Raw genomic sequence first — 17,747 nt, forward strand, 5'->3', positions numbered from 1 at the left:
ACCCTCTTCGTTCGGCCTGAGCGACGTCGAAGGCTAAGGGCGGCGGCGGCTGTGCTTCGACTTCGCTCGGCACGAGCGGCCAACCCGGGCGGAGCCTTGGGGCGTCCGGGCGACGACGACCGCCAAAAAAAAGCCGGAGCGACAAGCGCCCCGGCATGGAAAGTTTTTAGGAGAGGATGCCTGAAAGGCACGCTCTTTGTGCGGTGCAGCACTGGTTAACGCAAGTGCAAGATGCGTAAATGCAATTGCACAAAACGCAATCCGGACGCGGATCGCGGCGTCAGCGCGGGCTTAACCTTTCCGCGCTACCGCGTATCGCATGGCGATCCAACGGACGGACGAGAGCGAGGCGCGGCGGCTGGCGTCGCTGATGGCGGGCGCGGTGCGCGGGTGCCGGCGGCACCTGATCGCGGCGGCGGGCTTCTCGGGGCTCATCAACCTGCTCTACCTCGCGCCGTCCATCTTCATGCTGCAGGTCTACGACCGGGTGGTGCCGACGCGGGGGGCGACGACGCTGGTCGCGCTGCTCGTCATCCTGACGGTCGCGCTGGCGGTGATGTCGGTGCTGGATGCGGTGCGGTCGCGGCTGCTGCTGCGCGCGGCGCTGCGGCTGGAGCGGCGGCTGGCGCCCGCTATCCTGCTGCGCATCCTGGGCGATACCGCCGCGGCACCGGCGCAGCGGATGCAGGCGCTGCGCGATCTGGACCAGCTGCGCTCGACGCTGACCGGGCCGGCGGTGGTGGCGCTGTTCGATGCCCCATGGGCGCCGATCTACGTCCTCGTCTGCTTCCTGTTGCATCCGTGGCTGGGCGTGCTGGCGCTGGTCAGCGCGCTGGCGCTGGGGGCGATCGCGATCGGGGGCGAGCGCGCGACGCTGGCGCAGCTGAACCGGGTGCAGGCGCGCACGCTGCTGGCGCAGCGCGAGCAGGATTTCACGATCCATGCGTCGGACGTGGCGCGGGTGATGGGGATGCGCGACGCGCTGGCGACGCGCCACCTGCTGGAGCGCGCCGACGTGACGCGGCGACAGGCGGCGCTGGCGGCCGTATCGGCACGTTTCCTGGGGGCGGGCAAGTTCCTGCGGCTGCTGCTGCAATCCGCGGCGCTGGCGCTGGGGGCGTTGCTGGCGATCCGGCAGGACATTTCGGGCGGCGCGATCTTCGCCGCGTCGCTGCTGCTGGGGCGCGCGCTCCAGCCGGTCGAGCAGATCCTGGCGGCGCTGAAGCCGCTGGGGACGGGACGCAACGCGCTGCGCTCGCTCGACCGCTTCCTGGCGACGCCCGCGCCCGACCAGAGCACGATCACGCTGCCGGCCCCGCGCGGGCGGATCGAGGTGTGCGACCTGACGGTGCGCGCGCCGATGGGGGACCGTGCGATCCTGGAGAACATCTCCTTCGCGATCCAGCCGGGCGAGGTCGTCGCGATGGTGGGGCCGAGCGGGGCGGGCAAGTCGACGCTGCTGCGCGCGCTGGCGGGCGCGATCGCCGCGGACGAGGGCGAGGTGCGCATCGACGGCGCGACGCTGGACGAGTGGAACCGCGAGCAGCTGGGGCGCCACATCGGCTATATGCCGCAGACGCCGACGCTGTTTCCGGCGAGCGTCCATACCAACATCTCGCGCTTTGCCGCGGTACTGGCGGGCGACACGCCCGAACTGGATCGGCAGGTGGTCGAGGCGGCGATGGCGGCGGGCGCGCACGAGCTGATCCTGGCGCTGCCGCAGGGCTATGCGACGATGCTGGGCGCGGGCGACGGGGCCAGTGGGGGCGGCGGATTGTCGGCGGGACAGGGGCAGGCGGTGGCGCTGGCGCGCGCGCTGTTCGGTGCACCGACGATCCTGTTCCTCGACGAACCCAATGCGCATCTGGACAGCGAGGGCGAGGTGCGACTGGCCGCGACGGTCGCCGCGCTGAAGGCGCGCGGCGCGACGGTGGTGGTGTCGACGCACCGCACCGGGCTGCTCCAGTCGGTGGACAAGGTCATGCTCATCAAGGACGGGCGGATGCAGCTGTTCGACGAACGATCGAAGGTGGTGCGCTCCGCCCCCGCCAACGCGCCGGCGGCGGTCGCCGCGGGAGGCGCGCGATGAGCGAGGTGATGGCGGCGGCGGCGCCGCTGCGGGCGGATCGGCGGTTGGTGATCGCGCAGCAGCTGCGGCTGGACGATTCGCCGCGGCACGCGACCTGGGTCGGGCTGGGCGTGGCGGCGGCGTTTTTCGTGGCGGGCACCGGCTGGGCGGCGGTGTCGCGGCTGGATGCGGCGGCGGCGGGCGATGGGCAGGTGGTGGTGGCGGGGAACCGCCAGACCGTCCAGCACCGCGACGGCGGCACGGTGCGCGCGATGCACGTGCGCGAGGGGCAGCACGTCCGCGCGGGCGAGATCCTGTTCGAGCTGGACGGCAACGAGGCGGCGGCGACCGAGCGCGCGCTGGCGAACACCGTGATCGACCTTCAGGCGCAGAAAGCCCGGCTGGAGGCGGACGTGACCGGGGCGGCGATCCGCTGGCCCGACAGCTTCGCGGGCGCGACCGGCGACGACCGGCGGCTGGTGGAGCGCGCCAAGGCGCTGCAACTGGCGCAGCGATCGGCGCGGACGGGGTCGCTGGCGGCGAGCGATGCGGTGCTGCGCCGGCAGGAGGCGCAGGTCGCAAGCGAGTCGGGCGGGTTCGCGGCGCAGGCGCGCGCGGCGGCGGCGCAGCGCGCGTCGTTGCAGGCGCAGCTGGAGAGCACGCGCAAGCTGGCGGACCAGGGCTATGTCAGCCTGAACACCGTGCGCTCGATCGAGCGGTCGATCCAGCAGCTGGACGGCAGCAACGCGGATTTCGCCGCGCGCACCCATGCCGCGCGCGAGCAGATCGGGCAGGCGCAGGCGCAGGGCGTCCAGACGCGGCGACGCTATGCGGAGGATGCGGCGACGACGCTGCGCGACACGACGTTCCAGCTGAACGAGACGATGCCCAAATGGGCCGCCGCGCGCGAGCAGCTGGCGCGCACCGCGATCCGCGCGCCGGTGACGGGGACGGTCGTCGGGCTGCGCGTCTTTTCGGTCGGGGGCGTGATCCAGCCTGGGCAGCCGATCCTGGACATCGTGCCCGACGCCGCGCCGCTGGTGGTGCGCGCGCATTTCCAGCCCGCCGACATCGACGGGGTGGAGGCGGGGCGGACCGCGGAGGTGAAGTTCCTGTCGCTCCACGAACGCGACCTGCCGATCCTGCTGGGACGGGTGGAGACGGTGTCCGCCGACAGCCTGCGCGACGAGGCGACGGGGCACAGCTATTTCAGCGCCGACATCGCGGTGCCGCGCAGCCAGATCGCGCAGATCGAGAAGGTGCGCGGGCGCGACACCGGCATCCGCGCGGGGGTGCCGGTGGCGGTGATGGTGAAGCTGAAGGCGCGCACCGCGCTGCAATACCTGCTCGATCCCTTGACCGAGGCGTTCCGGCGATCGTTCCATGAGCGGTGAGGTGATGTGGGCGCTGCTGCTGGGGGGCGCGGCCCCCGCGGCGGGAGATCAGCCCCCGGCGGTGGTGGTCGTCGCGCCGGCAACCGACACGCTGGGGCAGGCGATCGCGGATGCCTATCGCAGCAATCCGGCACTGGAGGCGCAGCGCGCGCGGCTGCGCACGATCGACGAGCAGGTGGTGCAGGCGGGGGCACCGTACCGGCTGCGCGCGCAGCTGAACGCGTCGCTGAACTATCAGGATCAGCGGCAGCAGAATTTCCTGGGGCGGTTCGTCGATGTCGAGAACCGCACGATGGGCGCGCGCGTCTCGGTCTCGCAGATCCTGCTGAACGGCGGACGCACGGCGGCGGCGGTATCGACCGCGGAGGCGCAGGTGCTGGCGGGGCGCGAGGAGCTGCGCGCGGCGGAGAATGCGACGCTGTACGAGGTGGTCGACGCCTTCGCCGCGGTGCTGCGCGATCAGGCGCTGGTGGCGATCCAGCGGCGCTCGGTCGAATCCTATGGCCGGCAGGTCGACCAGGCGGTGGCGCGCGAGCGCGGCGGCGAGCTGACCCGCACCGACATCGCGCAGGCGAGCGCGCAGCGCGAGATCATCCGCGCGCAGCTGGCGCAGGCGGAGGCGAACCTCCAGACCAGCCGTATCCGCTTCGCGAGCGCCGTCGGGCGCAACCCGGGCGCGCTGGTGCCGCCGCCGGTGCTGCCCGGACTGCCCGCGACGCTGGACGAGGCGTTTGCGGTGGCCGAGGCGGAGGCGCCGACGCTCTGGCAGGCGCGGATGATCGCACGGGCCGGCGATGCGCGCGTGTCGGCCGAGCGGGCGGAGCGGGCGCCGACGCTCGCCGTCTCGGGCAGCTACGGCTATTCCAGCATCGGCGATTACCGCGTGCGCGACCTGCGGCCCGAGGTGATCGGCGGGGTGACGATGACGGTGCCGCTGCTGACCGGCGGGGTGATCGGGTCGCGCGTGCGCGCCGCGGTCGCCGACCGCCAGCGGCTGGGGTTCGAGGTGGAGGGCGCACGCCGCGACGTGCTGGCGCGCACGCAGGAGGCATGGAACCAGTCGGTCGCCGCGGCGCAGCAGCGCGAGCTGGGACGGCTGGCGGTGGATGCGGGGCGCACCGCGCTGACCGGGGTGCGGCGCAGCTTCGGCGAGGGGTTCCGCTCGAACTTCGAGGTGCTCGATTCGGAGCAGCGGCTGCTCAATGCGCAGGTGCTGGAGGTGCAGGCGATCTATGCAGCCTATGTCGCCAAGGCGCGCGTGCTGGCGGTGCTGGGCCGGCTGCAGGCGGCGACCGTGGCACAGGGCGTGCCGGCCTATGACGACGCGGTGAACCTGCGCCGGGCGAAGGGGGCGACGTTCGGCCCGTTCGATCCGTTCCTGGCACCGATCGACCGCGCCAGCATGCCGGGCGCGGCGATCAAGGCGCCGCCGGTGGTGCCGGTCGCCACCGACACGCGGCTGCGCCCGGCGGCGGTGACGGAGCTGCCCGGACCGCTGGGCAACGCGCTGCCGGTGGGCGGCGCGCCGGTGCTGATGCTGCCGACGATCGACGAACTGGGCGATGCCGGGGTGACGGGGGGATAGGATTTCCGTCACCCCGGCCCTGAGCCGGGGTCCCGCTTCAATGTCGCACGCCGGTGAAAAAGCGGGACCCCGGGTCAAGCCCGGGGTGACGGCTGTGGTTACGGCCGGCTCGCGAGCTGCGCGTACAGATTGCGATAGGCGCCGATGATCGTGGCGTGGTCATAGTCGCGGATCGTGCGGCGGCGCATCGCCTCGCCCATCATGCGGCGGCGGCGGGGATCCTCGACCAGCCGCAGGATCGCGTCGGCGGTGGCGGCGGGGTTGACCAGCGGGGTGACGATACCGCCGGGGCCGCCGTCGTCGAGCCCGCGCCCCTCGATCATCTCGCGGCAGCTGCCGACGTCGGTCGCGACGACGGGGATGCCGCACGCGCCCCCCTCCAGGATGACGAGCGGCTGCGCCTCCGACAGGCTGGTCAGCACCAGCAGGTCGACGCGCGGCAGCCAGTCGTCGATGCGGACGCGGCCGGCGAAGTCGAACACCGCGTCCAGCCCCAGCTCGGCGACGAGCGCGCGGCATTCGGCGGCATAGTCCGCATCCTCGTCCTCCGGCCCCAGCACCGCGAAGCGGACGTCGGGGCGGTGCGCATGGACCTGCGCGGCGGCGCGGACGAAGGTCTTGATGTCCTTGATCGGCACGACGCGGCCGAGCAGCGCGACGAGCGGGCGCTGCGGATCGCGCGCATCGGGCAGGGCGGCGAAGCGGCGCGCGTCGATGCCGTTGGGGATGACGCGCAACCGGGTGGGCGACGCGCCCAGCCGGCGCTGCACCGCGCTGTTGTCCCCGTAGAGCGCGACGATCGGGTCGCACGCGTCATAGGCGGCGGTGGCGTAGCTGGAGAAGGCGCGCACCCACAGGTCGCGCAGGTCGCGCACGCTGCGCTCCAGCTCCAGCCCGGTATCGACCTGATCGCCGATCCACTCCGCCATCATGACCTCGATCTGGCGTTCGAGCAGGTAGATGCCGTGCTCGGTAATGACCGCAGGACGCCCCGTCTCGCGCCGCGCGCGCGCCGCGGCGAGCCCGGCGAACCCGGTCGAAATGGTATGATAGACGCGCGCGGGCGGCAGCGGCGCGGTGAGCACCGCGAGCAGCCCGCCGAGCAAGGTGCGCATCGCCCAGAAATAATGGTGGAACGACGCCTTGGGCAGGATCGCGGCATAATGGCGTTGCAGCCGCGCGAACATCGCAGGGTGCGCGAGCAGGTCGCCGGCATGGGTCACGCGCGGCAGGCGGCGGAGGCGGTCGATCAGCTCGCCCAGCGCCTCCCCGCCGCCCACCGCGACGAAGCGGACCAGCGCGTCGGCCACCGCCGCGGCGGGCGCGTCGGGCAGGCGGCGGGGGGAGCGGGCGGTCGGCGCCAGCGCGACCTCCGCCACGCCGACGACGTTCGCCGGGGGATCGAGCCGGAACGGGAGCGGCGCGGCGGTCGGCTTGATCGCCAGGATCGAGAAGGTGACGTCGGGCAGATGCGTGACGAGGTCCTGCAACCAGCCCGACACCCCGCCGACGACATAGGGATAGGCCCCCTCCACGATCAGGCACACGTCGGCGGGAGGAAGCGGCGGGGGGAGCGGTGCTGCCTGCCTCACGCTGCCGCCTCGGTACGCCACCAGGATTCCGGCTGATCGGCCGAGAGCCGGTCGATCGCGTCATAGTCGCGCGCCGCCCATGCCGCCTCCATCGCGGTACGCGGGTCGGGATGGAGCGCGAGCGCCGCCTCGCGCAGATGCTGGCGCTGCGCGGTGGACAGCAGGACGTTGGCGCGGGCGTGATCCGAGAGCAGCGCGGCCAGCCGGGCCGCGGCCCCGGCATCGCCCGCGGCGACGCGGCGCTCCATCGTGGCGCGCGATTCGGTCAGATTGTGGAGGATGCGCGCGGCGGCGGCGGCGGCGAGCGCGCGGATCGTCTGATCCTCGTCGGTCAGCGCCAGCGCGACCAGCGGGGAGAGCGCGGGCTCGAACGAGCGGACCACGGTTTCCAGCGCGGTGCGGCGCGCCGCGACCTCCCCGTGGCGCATCACCGTCGCGAGCGAGCCGAGCATGTCGGGCGCGGCATGGCGCACGCGCCCGTCGAGCAGCCGCGCGACGGCGGCGCTGCGCTGGCGGCGGGGGGCCGGTGTCTCGTCCGGCGCATCGTCGCGGCGGCGCGGCAGGATGCGGGTGCCGGGGAACAGCAGGCAGCACGCGAGCAGCGGCGCCGGGCCCAGCATCCCGATCACCGCCGGGGCGACGCCGATCCGTCCCCCCGTCAGCCAGATCGCCAGCGCGGCGAGGGTCAGCACGACGTGGCCGAGCAGGACGGGGAGCGCAGCGCCGCCGAGTGCGGCGACCGCCAGCAGCAGCGTGTCGAGCACGACCAGCACGCCGATCCGCGCGATCATGCCACCCGCCCGGTGGCGCGCACGTCGCCGCCCCGCTGCGCCGCGCTGGCGAGCGGGGCGAGCCAGTGCCCGATGCGGTTCAGCTCCGCCAGAGCCTGCGCATGGAAGGCGGCGAAGGGGATGTCGTGGAGGACGAGGCAGCCGACCATCTCGCCGCCGCCGGCGTGGTAGAGCGGCACCGCCGCGACGCCGATCGTGTCGAGCGGGGTGCGATCGCGGCGCCGCGCGACGTGGAGCACCTCGCGCCGGTTGGCGATGACCCCGACCAGCGCCTCCGACAAGGCGGGCGGGCGCCGTGCATCGGTCGTGCCGGTCAGCCACGGATGCGCGCTGCGATCGGGGGCGACGAGGTAGCAGGTGAAGTCGGTGGTCCCCGCCGCGCGCGCGACCAGTTCGGCCAGCGCGGCGCGACGCGTGGCCTCGTCCGGGGCGGCGAGACGCGCGGCGGCGGCGATGACATGGCCGGTGGTCCGCTCGTCGGTCGCGATCTGAACCTGAAGCGCGCGGTTGGTGCGGGTCAGCTCCTCGATCGCGCCGCCCAGCCGGGCGAGGTCGTGGCGCGCGGCGGCGAGCTTTCGCGCCTGCCGGTCGTGGCGGCGGGTGCGGGTCAGCGTGACCTCGCCGATGACGGCGGCGGCGACGAACCACATCAGCGGCGGCAGCGACACGTGGAGGAGGCGGTCGAGATAGTCGCCGCGTTCCATCAGCCCCTGCGCCTCGACCAGCCACCACGCGCTCGCCAGCGTAGCGGCCACGACGCCGGCGCCGGTGCCGTAGGCGAGCGCCATGGCGATGACCGGGATCCACAGGGGATGCGGCTGGATGCCCGCGAAGCCGTGCCCGTGCGTCAGCACCGCCGCGAAGGCGCCGAGCGCGGCGAAGATCGCCAGCATCTCCATGACGCGGCGCGCGCCGGGGCGGATCCGGACACGGGTCATCGCGCGCGGCCCAGCCCGCGGGTCAGCTGCGCGCGGCCGTAGAGCTGCTCGCCCGAGAAGCCCGGGCGCGCGATCGAGGTGACGCCGCCGCTGCCCTCCAGCCGCCAGCCGTCGCCCAGCCAGGCCGATGCCCCGAGCGCGGCGATCGGACCGTCGCCGCCGAAACGGTCGACGGTATAGCCCAGCTGTCCGGTCAGCTGGACGGGGCCGACGGGGCCGCTGACGACACCCTGGACGATGTGGTTTTCGCGGGCGGCGAGCGGGATCGCGCCGGGGCGGGTGACGTATTCCGCATCGAGGCGATAGCCGAGCGTCAGCGACGGCGCGGCGCGGCGCATCAGATAGTCGATCCCGGCGGCGAGCGTCACCGTCTCGCTGGCGGCGCCCCGGTCGATGCCGTAGCGGTTCGCGCCGACATCGCCCTGCACCAGCCATTCGGGCGACAGTCGCAGCGTGCCGCCCAGGCTGGCGCGGGTCAGCCAGCCCGCGGCGAGCGCCTGCGCCCCGGTCGAGACGTCGGGCATGTGGATCAGCAGCAGCCCGCGCGCCTGCGCCTCCGCGCTGCCCCAGGTGACGCGCGCGCCGCCGCCGGTCACGCCGTCGTCGATGGCGGCGGCCAGCATCACCTGCGCGCGGGCGGCGTCGGTCAGCGCGATCTGGAGCGCGGCATCGGCGATGGTGCGCGCCGCGGACAGCGTGGCGGCGGGGGTGTCGATCCACGACGCGACGCGGCGCACGCCGCCGCCTGCGGTGACGCGGTCGTCGAGCGCGGCGTCGATACGTGCGGCAAGCTCGACCTGCGACAATTCGCCGCCGTCGCGGGCGGTCGCGGTCGCGGTGGCGCTGCCGGGCGCCATCGCGGCGGCGCGGCGGGCTGCGGCGTCATGCGCATCGATCGCGCGATAGGCGCGCGCCGCCCCGCGCGGATCGCCGTCGCCGGCGCGCGCATCGGCGACGCGGCGGATGACCTGAGGGGCGTTCGGATGGGTGCGCGCGAGGGTTTCGGCGCCGCGGCGGGCCTGTCCGGGATAGCCGGCGGCGGCATCGGCCTCCACCAGCGCCAGATCGGCGTCGAGCGTGCCGTCATCGGCGTCCGGCGCGGCGACGACGATGGCGGGGGGGAGGAAGGTGACGGTCAGGACGCCTTCCGACAGTTCGGGGACCGCCTGCCAGCCGGGGGCGGGGCGCAATACCAGGCTGTCGTCGTTCCAGCGCAGATCCTCGACGCGATCGGCGACGGCGTGGCGGAAGGTGTCGAGCGTGCGCGGATCGAGCGGACGATCGTAGCGGACCACCAGCTCGCCATCGCCAGCGTCGAGCGTGACGCGGGTGCCGCGCGGCCAGACCAGCCGCGGCGGTGCCGCCACGACGGTCGCGTCGGCGAAGATCGGCGCCGGCACCGCCAGCCGCGGGGCGTCGGCGAGCAGGAGGAACAGCGCCGCGATCATGGCGCGAGCACCGCGCGCGCGCGCCCCGGCTGGCCCATGGCGATCAGCAGCCGTGCCTGGAGCGCGGCAAGGCGGCGATCGGCGGGCGCGTCGGCGCGCAGCGTCTCGACGAGGCGCAGCGCCTCGGCGCGGCGGCCGAGCCGGTCGAGCAGTTCGGCGCGAGTGCGGTCCGCGTCGGGCGAGGCGGCGAGCGCGCGTTCCCAATAGGGGCGGGCGGCGGTGGTGCCGCCCGCCTTCGCCTGCGCGTCCGCCATCAGCCGCAGCGCGACGGCGTCCTGCGGGCGGTCGGCCAGATAGGGGGTCAGCTGCGCGATCGTGCCGGGCGCATCGCCCCGGTTCCAGGCCGCCCAGGCGAGATCGAGGCGCTCGGCGGGGGTGGCGATGCCGGCCGCGATGCGGCGGCGGGCGAGAAGCTGCGCCGGGCCGGGGGGCAATGCGCGGGGGTCGATCGCGCGCAGCTCGCCCGGGGCCAGCGCGCGGCCGTCGAGGAGCGTGGCGACGATCGTGCCCGCGGTCGCGGTGTCCCCGGCGCTGTCGGCGAGCGACAGGCGGGTCAGCAGCAGCGCGTTGCTCTGCGCCAGCGGGTGGCGCGACAGGAAGGCGAGCGCGGCGGCGGGGCGGTCGCGGGGGGCGTAGGCGGCGATCCAGGCGCGCTGGTCGGCGGCGTCCCCGGTGAGCGTGCGGTCGCGCAGCCACGCGAGGTCGGCGGGCCGGGGGCGGGGGCCCATCAGGTACAGCAGGCGCTGCGCCGCGGGGGCGCCGGGGGACAGCGTGGCGGCGAGGGTGCGCAGCGTCGCGATCGCATCGGCGCGAAAGCCGGCGGCGAGCAGCTTCTCCGCCGCGGCGGCGCGGTCGGGCTCGGCCAGCCACAGGGTGCGCAGCGCGGCGCGGTCGCCGGTGCGGGTCAGCAGCGTCTCGCGCGCGGTGTCGCGCTCGCCGGGCGGGAGCAGGTCGATCGCGCGCAGCGCGGCGGGGATGTCGGCGTCGCGGGTGGCGATGCGCAGCGCAAGCCACGGGTCGGCCCGACGCCATGCGCCGGTCGAGCGGCGATCGAGCGCGGCGACGAGGTCGCGGCGATCCGCGGCGTCCATGCGGCGGATCAGGTCGAGCATCAGCGCGGCGGGTTCCGCCGGCAGTGCACCCTTCGCGATGGCGGCGGCGATCAGGTCGGCGCGGTCGAGCGCATAGCCGGCTGCGACCACGTCGTGCGGCGCGACGCCCGCGGGCGGGGAGGCGAGCAACGTCGCGGCATCGTCGCGCCGGCCGGTCGCTTTCAGCAGCCGGAGGCGCACCGGCCAGAGCGCGGGGGCGTCGCGGTCGGGGCGCAGCGCGATATAGGCCAGCGCCACCCCGGCGCGGCCGGCGGCGAGCAGGTCCCAGGCGACCTGAAGCGTGGTGACGGGGCGGCCCGCGGCATTCAGGCGCGCGGTCTCCTCGGCCAGGGCCGGGGCGGGGGCGGCATGGATCAACGCCGCGAGCGACGGCTCCGCGGCGGCGGCGGGGCGGGCGGGCGCGGGCGGTACGAAGCGGCGCGGCGGGGGCGGCACGGCGCGGTCGGCGGCGGTCGCGACTTCGGTACGTCCGGGAAGCAGCCACAGGCCGCCCAGCACGCATGCCGCGCCGAGCGCGAGCGACAGTCCGACGGCGATGCGGGCGTGTCGGCGCGCGGCGGTCATCCGCGCGGCTCCGGCAGCAGTCGGTCGAGCGCCAGCGTGGCGACATAGGGCAGGAACCCCGCCGCGCGCTCCCGCGCGTAGAGCGCGGCGACGGTGCGGGTGTCGGCCGGGTCCCAGTAATCGAGGGTGGCGAGCGTCAGCGCGGGGTTCGCCGCGCGGGCGGCGCGCAGCCTGTCGGCCTGCCACGCCCAGTCGGCATCGCTCAGCATCTCGTACCGGCGTTCGGCGAAATTCCAGCGGCTGGCCATCGCCTCGCCCAGCACCGCGTCGATGTGGCGCGTCACCTCCGGCAGGACCGCATAGCCGCGGTTGAGCATGATGCGGATCGTGGGAAAGCGTCGGCGCACCGCCGCGATCAGCGCGGCGCCGGCGGCGATCATCCCCGCGGCGTCCGGATCGGCGCGCTCCATCGCCTCGGCATTGTCCATCGTGTCGATGAAGATGCCGTCGTAGCCGAGCGCCAGGATCGCGGGGATGGCGCGCTCGATCAGTTCCTCCCGCCATGCGGCATGGCGCAGGTCCGCGAGGCGCGCGTCGGGCCAGTGCGGGTTGGGCGCACGCAGCGCGCCCGCCTTGTCCAGCGCGTCGACATAGGGGCGGCTCTTCTCCACCTCGCCGAAGCTGACATAGCCGAGCAGCGTGCTGCCGGGCCCGCGCAGTGGCGCGATCGGGCGGGCATGGTGCGGCTCCAGCACCAGCAACGTGCATTGGCGCGCCAGCACGGGATCGGTGGCGGCGCCGTAATCGACCCCCCAATGCGGCGCGGCGCGGCGCGGCGGACGCCCCTGCGCCCCCAGCGTCAGCATCAGCCCCAGCGCGCCGGAGCCCATCAGCAGCGCGCGCCGCCGGTCGATCGGCCGTTCGCCCGTCAAAGGATCCGTCCCTGTTCGCCCACCACGGCGGGATTGTTGCCGACGAAGAGCAGATAGACGAGGTTCACCGTCGCGTCCGCGGCCAGCGCGACACCCGCGGTCGCCCCGACCATCGCACCGATCATATAGCCCCAGCCGAACCCGGCGAGCCCCAGCGGCCATTGCACGAGCGTGGCGATCGCCGCCGCCAGCGCGAAGGCGGCCCAGGTCAGCAGGATACGCCCGAACAGGTCGTAATAGGCGAGCGCCACGGTGGCCGCGATCGCGATCAGGTGGAACACGCTGCCGACCGCGCTGTGGCGGAAGGCGAAGATCGCGCGCAGGTCGGCCCCGATCGCCTCGAACAACGGGACCGCCAGGACCCATGCCAGCGCGGCGACCAGCGCCTGCGCCAGGATCAGCAGCCGCAGCCCGTCGAGCAGGGTGGCGATGACGTCGCGGTGCGCGTCCCCGATCCGCTCCAGCGTCGACGTGCCGGTGCAGCGCGCGAGCAGCGCGCCGAAGGCGGTGTCGAAGCGCGTCTCGGTCACGATGAGCAGCAGGGTGAGGCCGGGGACGATCGTCAGCAGCCCCAGGAAGCTGCCCGAATCGTTGATCGGGTTCAGCCGCAGCAGCCCCAGCGTCGCGGCGCTCGACGGTCCCTGCCAGAGCAGCCATTTGTCGACCCACACCGCAGCGACGCCGAGCAGCCCCGATCCGGCGACCAGTATCGCGCGGCGCATCGGCGGCAGGTCGAGGCTCGCGAGCATCGCGCGCGCCGCGAAATGGCGGCGCAGGATGCTGACGATCGCGACCAGCGTGACGCCGAACCCGGCGGTGACGATCGCCAGCACCGCGCGCGCATCCGCGCCCGGCCCGAACGCCAGCACGACGGCGACGCCGGCGATGCCCAGGCAATAGGCCAGCGGGACCGCGCGATACTGTCGCAGCGCGGTGAGGAGCGGGGCGGCGACCCAGATCTGCGCCAGCCACGCGACCGCGGTCGCGGCGATCAGGATGTCGAGCAGCGGGAGCGGCGTGGCCAGCGAGAACAGAAGGACGCCCGCCGCCAGCCCCAGTCCGCCGCCGGCGACCAGCGCGGCGACGACCACGCCGGGCACGCCCGGCGCATCGTGCGCGTAGAGGCGGTCCGCGACCAGCCGGGTCGCCAGCATGCCGACCGGGGCGGCGACGATGGCGGACAGGCTGAAGGCGTAGATCAGGATGGTCTGGACCCGGTGCGCCCCCGCCGTATCGAGCCGGAGCGACGTCCAGTGTTCGAGGACCTCCATCGCCGCGGCGGTGATGAGCCACGGCCCGGCGCTGACGAGGCTGCCGTGCAGCGCCGCGCCCGCGATCCCGCCGATGCCGCCCTCGCGCGCGAGCCGCGCGAGCTGGAAGCCTATGCCGGCCATCGCCGTTCCGTGATGATCTCCGCCGCGCGGTGCATCGGGCGCGTATAGGAAGCGGTCGTTGCGAAATGGTGGATGGCGGGGTCCGGGTGGCGGGGCGCCCTGACGCCGGACCTTCGCGAAAGGCCCCGCCGTGCTCCCGCGCAGGCAGGAGCACAGCGCCAGGCAGTTACAGCACGAAGTCGCTGGCGGTCAGCTCGTGATGGCCGAGCAGCGCGATCGAAAAGTCGGCGAGGCGACCGGAGTCGGTGTTTCCCTCCACGATCGTATATTCCTTGCCGCCGATCGACTGGTACGCAAAGCGCAGCTGCCCCGCGCCGGTGAACGCCGCCCCCGCCTTCGACAGGAAGGTGAAGGCCTGATTGCCCGGCGCGAACAGCGACGAATTGGCGTCGATCGCGGACAGGTCGATCCTGTCCTCGCCGCGGGTGAAGTCGGTGATGACGTCGCGGGTCAGGGTGCCGATGCCGCTGTCCAGCTTCGATTCGTAGCGGAAGACGTCGCGCCCCGCGCCGCCGGTCAGCGTGTCGCGACCGTAGCCGCCGGTGATGCTGTCGTTGCCGCCCAGGCCGTCGATCGTATCGTTGCCCCAGCCGCCGCTCAGCACGTCCTGCTCCCCGGTGCCGATCAGCGTGTCGTTGCCGATGCCCCCGGTCTTCTTCACCCCGGGGACATCGGTCACCTTCACCCAGACCAGCTGGGTATCGGTCGCGCCCTTCGCGTCGGTGGCGACGAGCGTGACATCGTAGATGTTGTCGCGGTTGACCCCGTCCTGCGGATTCTCGAAATCGGGCGCCTGGTTGAAGCGCAGCGTGCCGGTGGCGGCGTCGATCGAGAAGAGCGCGCTGTCGCCGCCTTTGGCGAGCGACCACGTTACCTTGTCACCCTGTGCGATGTTCGCGTCCGTCGCGGTCGCGGTCATGATCGCGGTGGTGTTTTCCGCGACCGACACCTGCCCGAAGTCGCCGCCGCCCAGCGACGTGATCGACGGGCCGGTATTGGCGACATGCCCGATGCGGACGGCGTGCGACCCGATCGCGCCGATGTCGATCGTCAGCACCTCGCCCACCAGCGACGTGACGGTGGCGCCGTCGACGGTCGTCCAGTCGGTGCCGGGGGCCTTCAGGTCGACGACCACCTTCCCCTCGCCCGAGACGGTGAACGACAGGTCGCGCCCGTCGCCCGACAGCGAGATGAGCGACGCCCGCATCGGCAGCGACGTGATGTGCGTCACGTCGTCGGCGCTGGCCCCCATCGTGATCGCGAAGGTGCCGCCGGACACCGGCACGAACACCTTGTCCTTGTCATAGGCATACCAGTCGGCGACGCGCTGGATCACCTGCCCCGACGACTGGCCGTCGACATCGAGCGCGAAGGTGCCGGTGGTCCTGCCCACGGTCGCGGTGACGGTGTTGCCCGACACGGTCGACGTGATGGTCGTGGCGTGGAGCGCGGCCATGCGGTCGGCCAGATCGTCGAGCGTCACGAATTCCATGTTCGCCTGCGACGCGTGCGCGATCCAGTTGGTGAACATCTCCTTCGTATAGGGCGAGGTGCCGTCCGGCTGCCACATCGCGGGGCCGTAATCGTGCCACGGCCACACCACGACCGGCGCGTCGGCGTTCTTCGTCAGCGTGTCGAACTGCTGCTTCCAGATCGCCTCCGCCTCGGCCACCGTCTTCTTCTGGAACTCCATCAGCGTGAAGTCGAAGAAGGTGTTGGGGGCGATGTAGATCTTGTCGAAGGCGCTGGGCCCGGTCCCCTGCCGGATCAGCGAGACGTTGTCGAGCAGCGCGCCCATGCGATCGTTGTCGCCCGCGACCGCGCGGAAGGACAGCGTGTCGCTGTCGCCGGTGCCGGTGACGGTGAACTTCTGCGTCGTCATGGTCGAATTGGTCGGCGCGATCGTGGCGACGACCCGTCCGTTCCACACCACCTCGAACGCGGAGCTGGCGAGCGCGCCGGGGCGACCGGCATAGTCGAAGGCGAGCGTGTAGCTCTTGCCCGCCTCGGTCTTCACCGACTGCGACAGCGCGCCGTTGTTCGCGTCGACCTCGGCCACGTTGGCGCCGTTCGACGGCTTCACCCCCATATAGCCGTTGTTCCAGACCTCCACGCCGTCGCGCGCGCCGGTCCAGCCGGCGACCTGGCCATTGGGGTTCACTCGCCAGCCGTTGGCGTTGACCGGCGCGGTCTCGAAGCTGCCGTTGACGATCAGGTTCACGGCGGTGGTGCCGCTGGTGGGCATGAAGCCGAAGGCGTTGGGATAGCCCGCGCCGACGCCGGAGAAGCCGCCCGAGAGATAGTCGACGTACTTCAGTATCTCCTGCGAGGTCGCGATCGTCTCCGGCGCGCCGGGAACCGCGGCGCCGCCGACCGTGACGGTCCGGCCCAGGAAGGCGGACAGCTGCTTCTCCAGCTCCGCGCGCTCCGCCCCGAACTCGAACCTGATCTGGTCCGCGCTCAGCAGGTTGGTGTCTTCCGGGTGGGTGTAGCTGTGCAGCCCCAGCTCGTTGCCCATGTCGAGCAACGCCTTGTAATAGGGCAACGATTTCGCCCAGTCGGTGGTCTGGCCGCCGGCGGGATTGTTGCCGATGTTGACGTAATAGCTGCCGACGAAATTGTAGTTCGCCTTCCACTCGGCCAGCGTCGGGATGAGCTTGTCGTAGATGCCGGGGGTGCCGTCGTCGGGATGGACCTCGTCCTTCTCCTGGCTCTGGTCCATGTCGACGCGCGCCGCGACGAGCCCCGCGTTGCGCGTCATCTGGAGGCCGACCGACAGGCCGGTGCCGTGGACCGAATAGTCGATCGCCTTTTGCAGCAGGTTCTCGTCCGCCATCACCGCCTCGGACGAGAAGATGACGTTGCGCCCCCCCGTCTGCGTCGCGATCGCGGCGGCATAGTCGGTGCCGTTCACCGTCTCGGTCGCGATCGTCCGGCCGCTGCCGCTGACGCTGGTGAAGGCGTTCCAGCCGACGCCGCTATACTGGTGGACGACCTGTCCCTGCGCATAGCCGTCGAGGATCGCGCCGCTGGCGTCGGTCGCCTTCACGGTCACGTCCGCGGGGAAGCCGCCGGTGACGCGGGTGGCGTCGAACAGCAGCTTCATGCGCGAATAGCTGTCGCCCGCCAGCGCGGCGTTGTCCGCGCCGTTGGTCATGAACTCGCCGCCCGCGATCAGGCCGATCCCGAACTGCTTCGTCGCCTGTTCCAGCGTCTGCGCGATCTTGTCGGCCTGTGCGGCATCGACGTTGCGGAACGAGGGGAAGACGATCGTGTCGTACTTCGCCAGCGTGGCGAGGCTGGTGAGGTCGCTCTCGGTCAGGATGTCGAAGGGGACGCCGGCCTGCATCGCCTGGCTCTGCGCGGCCAGGAACAGCTGGTTGTAGGCGGTTTCGCTGAAATAGTTCTTCGCGGTCGTCTCCGACCAGACGATCGCGACGCGGTGGTCGGTCGCGGCCTGGATGCCGGTATCGTTGAAGACGGTGAAGGGGGCGGAGGAATAGCTGCCCGGCAGGAAGACGCCGTCGTTGACGTCGTAGAGCGTGTCGATCGACTGCGGGTTGCCGATCGCCGACTTCGGCACGCTGAATTCCAGCACGGTGCCGTCCGCCGAGCGCGCGGCGGGCAGGTTCGCGAGCACGAGCTTCTCGCCCGCGCCGCCGGTATAGAGCGAGACGGTGCCGTCCGCATTGACGTTGACGTTATATTCCGCGCCGCCGGCGAAGCCGAATACCTGATAGCCCGTCTTCGCATCGCGATCGGTGTTAAGCCAGGCGGTGGTGTTGGTGCCGATCGCGATCGGCGCCTTCAGCGCGAAGGCCATGTCGGCGCCGTTGCTGCGCGCGTAGATCGCATAGCCATCGGGCAGGCCGCGGTCGATCCGGTCCTGTGCGGTCCAGTCGTCCAGCTTTCCGTCGATCGTCAGCGTCGTGGCCATGCGCCATCCTCCATTCGGGGCTGGCACGGCCATACTGCGGGCGAAAATCGCG

11 protein-coding genes are annotated in these 17,747 nt (G+C 72.8%); 3 read left to right on the top strand and 8 right to left on the bottom strand.

The features are described 5' to 3' along the window. Positions 1-319 precede the first annotated feature (319 nt). Genes PGN23_RS10805 through PGN23_RS10815 form a run of 3 tightly spaced genes read left to right on the top strand, consistent with a single transcriptional unit; the run spans position 320 to position 5,047 of the window. On the top strand, positions 320-2,089 hold the full coding sequence (locus PGN23_RS10805; RefSeq protein ID WP_335302880.1) for a type I secretion system permease/ATPase: 1,770 nt from the start codon (positions 320-322) through the stop codon (positions 2,087-2,089). After that, a complete protein-coding gene (locus PGN23_RS10810; protein WP_335302881.1) occupies positions 2,086-3,462 on the top strand; it encodes an HlyD family type I secretion periplasmic adaptor subunit in 1,377 nt (458 codons plus the stop codon). Before PGN23_RS10805 ends, PGN23_RS10810 begins: the two co-directional genes overlap by 4 nt. Continuing rightward, the gene (locus PGN23_RS10815; protein WP_335302882.1) at positions 3,452-5,047 is read left to right on the top strand and encodes a TolC family outer membrane protein; all 1,596 of its coding nucleotides are present in this window, start codon (positions 3,452-3,454) and stop codon (positions 5,045-5,047) included. The genes PGN23_RS10810 and PGN23_RS10815 overlap by 11 nt, the downstream gene beginning before the upstream one ends. Positions 5,048-5,145: 98 nt before the next feature. Here PGN23_RS10815 and pelF read toward each other — a convergent pair whose 3' ends face one another. The 8 genes from pelF to PGN23_RS10855 all read right to left on the bottom strand — a co-directional run bounded on the left by pelF (position 5,146) and on the right by PGN23_RS10855 (position 17,695). Beyond that, positions 5,146-6,639, bottom strand: coding sequence for a GT4 family glycosyltransferase PelF (gene pelF / locus PGN23_RS10820; RefSeq protein WP_335302883.1), 1,494 nt, complete (start codon positions 6,637-6,639; stop codon positions 5,146-5,148). Continuing rightward, positions 6,636-7,430, bottom strand: a complete 795-nt coding sequence (locus PGN23_RS10825) for a hypothetical protein (RefSeq protein ID WP_335302884.1) — start codon at positions 7,428-7,430, stop codon at positions 6,636-6,638. The genes pelF and PGN23_RS10825 overlap by 4 nt, the downstream gene beginning before the upstream one ends. After that, the gene (locus PGN23_RS10830) at positions 7,427-8,368 is read right to left on the bottom strand and encodes a hypothetical protein (RefSeq protein WP_335302885.1); all 942 of its coding nucleotides are present in this window, start codon (positions 8,366-8,368) and stop codon (positions 7,427-7,429) included. The genes PGN23_RS10825 and PGN23_RS10830 overlap by 4 nt, the downstream gene beginning before the upstream one ends. After that, positions 8,365-9,816 (bottom strand): hypothetical protein, encoded by a 1,452-nt coding sequence (locus tag PGN23_RS10835; RefSeq protein ID WP_335302886.1) that lies wholly within the window; start codon positions 9,814-9,816, stop codon positions 8,365-8,367. Before PGN23_RS10835 ends, PGN23_RS10830 begins: the two co-directional genes overlap by 4 nt. Further along, on the bottom strand, positions 9,813-11,492 hold the full coding sequence (locus tag PGN23_RS10840; protein ID WP_335302887.1) for a hypothetical protein: 1,680 nt from the start codon (positions 11,490-11,492) through the stop codon (positions 9,813-9,815). Before PGN23_RS10840 ends, PGN23_RS10835 begins: the two co-directional genes overlap by 4 nt. After that, positions 11,489-12,364 carry an endo alpha-1,4 polygalactosaminidase gene (locus tag PGN23_RS10845; protein WP_335302888.1) on the bottom strand — a complete coding sequence of 292 codons (876 nt, stop codon included), beginning with the start codon at positions 12,362-12,364 and terminating at the stop codon, positions 11,489-11,491. The genes PGN23_RS10840 and PGN23_RS10845 overlap by 4 nt, the downstream gene beginning before the upstream one ends. Next, a complete protein-coding gene (gene pelG, locus PGN23_RS10850; protein ID WP_335302889.1) occupies positions 12,361-13,758 on the bottom strand; it encodes an exopolysaccharide Pel transporter PelG in 1,398 nt (465 codons plus the stop codon). Before pelG ends, PGN23_RS10845 begins: the two co-directional genes overlap by 4 nt. Positions 13,759-13,924: 166 nt before the next feature. After that, positions 13,925-17,695, bottom strand: coding sequence for a M10 family metallopeptidase C-terminal domain-containing protein (locus tag PGN23_RS10855; RefSeq protein WP_335302890.1), 3,771 nt, complete (start codon positions 17,693-17,695; stop codon positions 13,925-13,927). Positions 17,696-17,747 lie beyond the last annotated feature (52 nt).

Source organism: Sphingomonas adhaesiva, from assembly GCF_036946125.1.
GTDB classification, from domain to species: domain Bacteria; phylum Pseudomonadota; class Alphaproteobacteria; order Sphingomonadales; family Sphingomonadaceae; genus Sphingomonas; species Sphingomonas adhaesiva_A.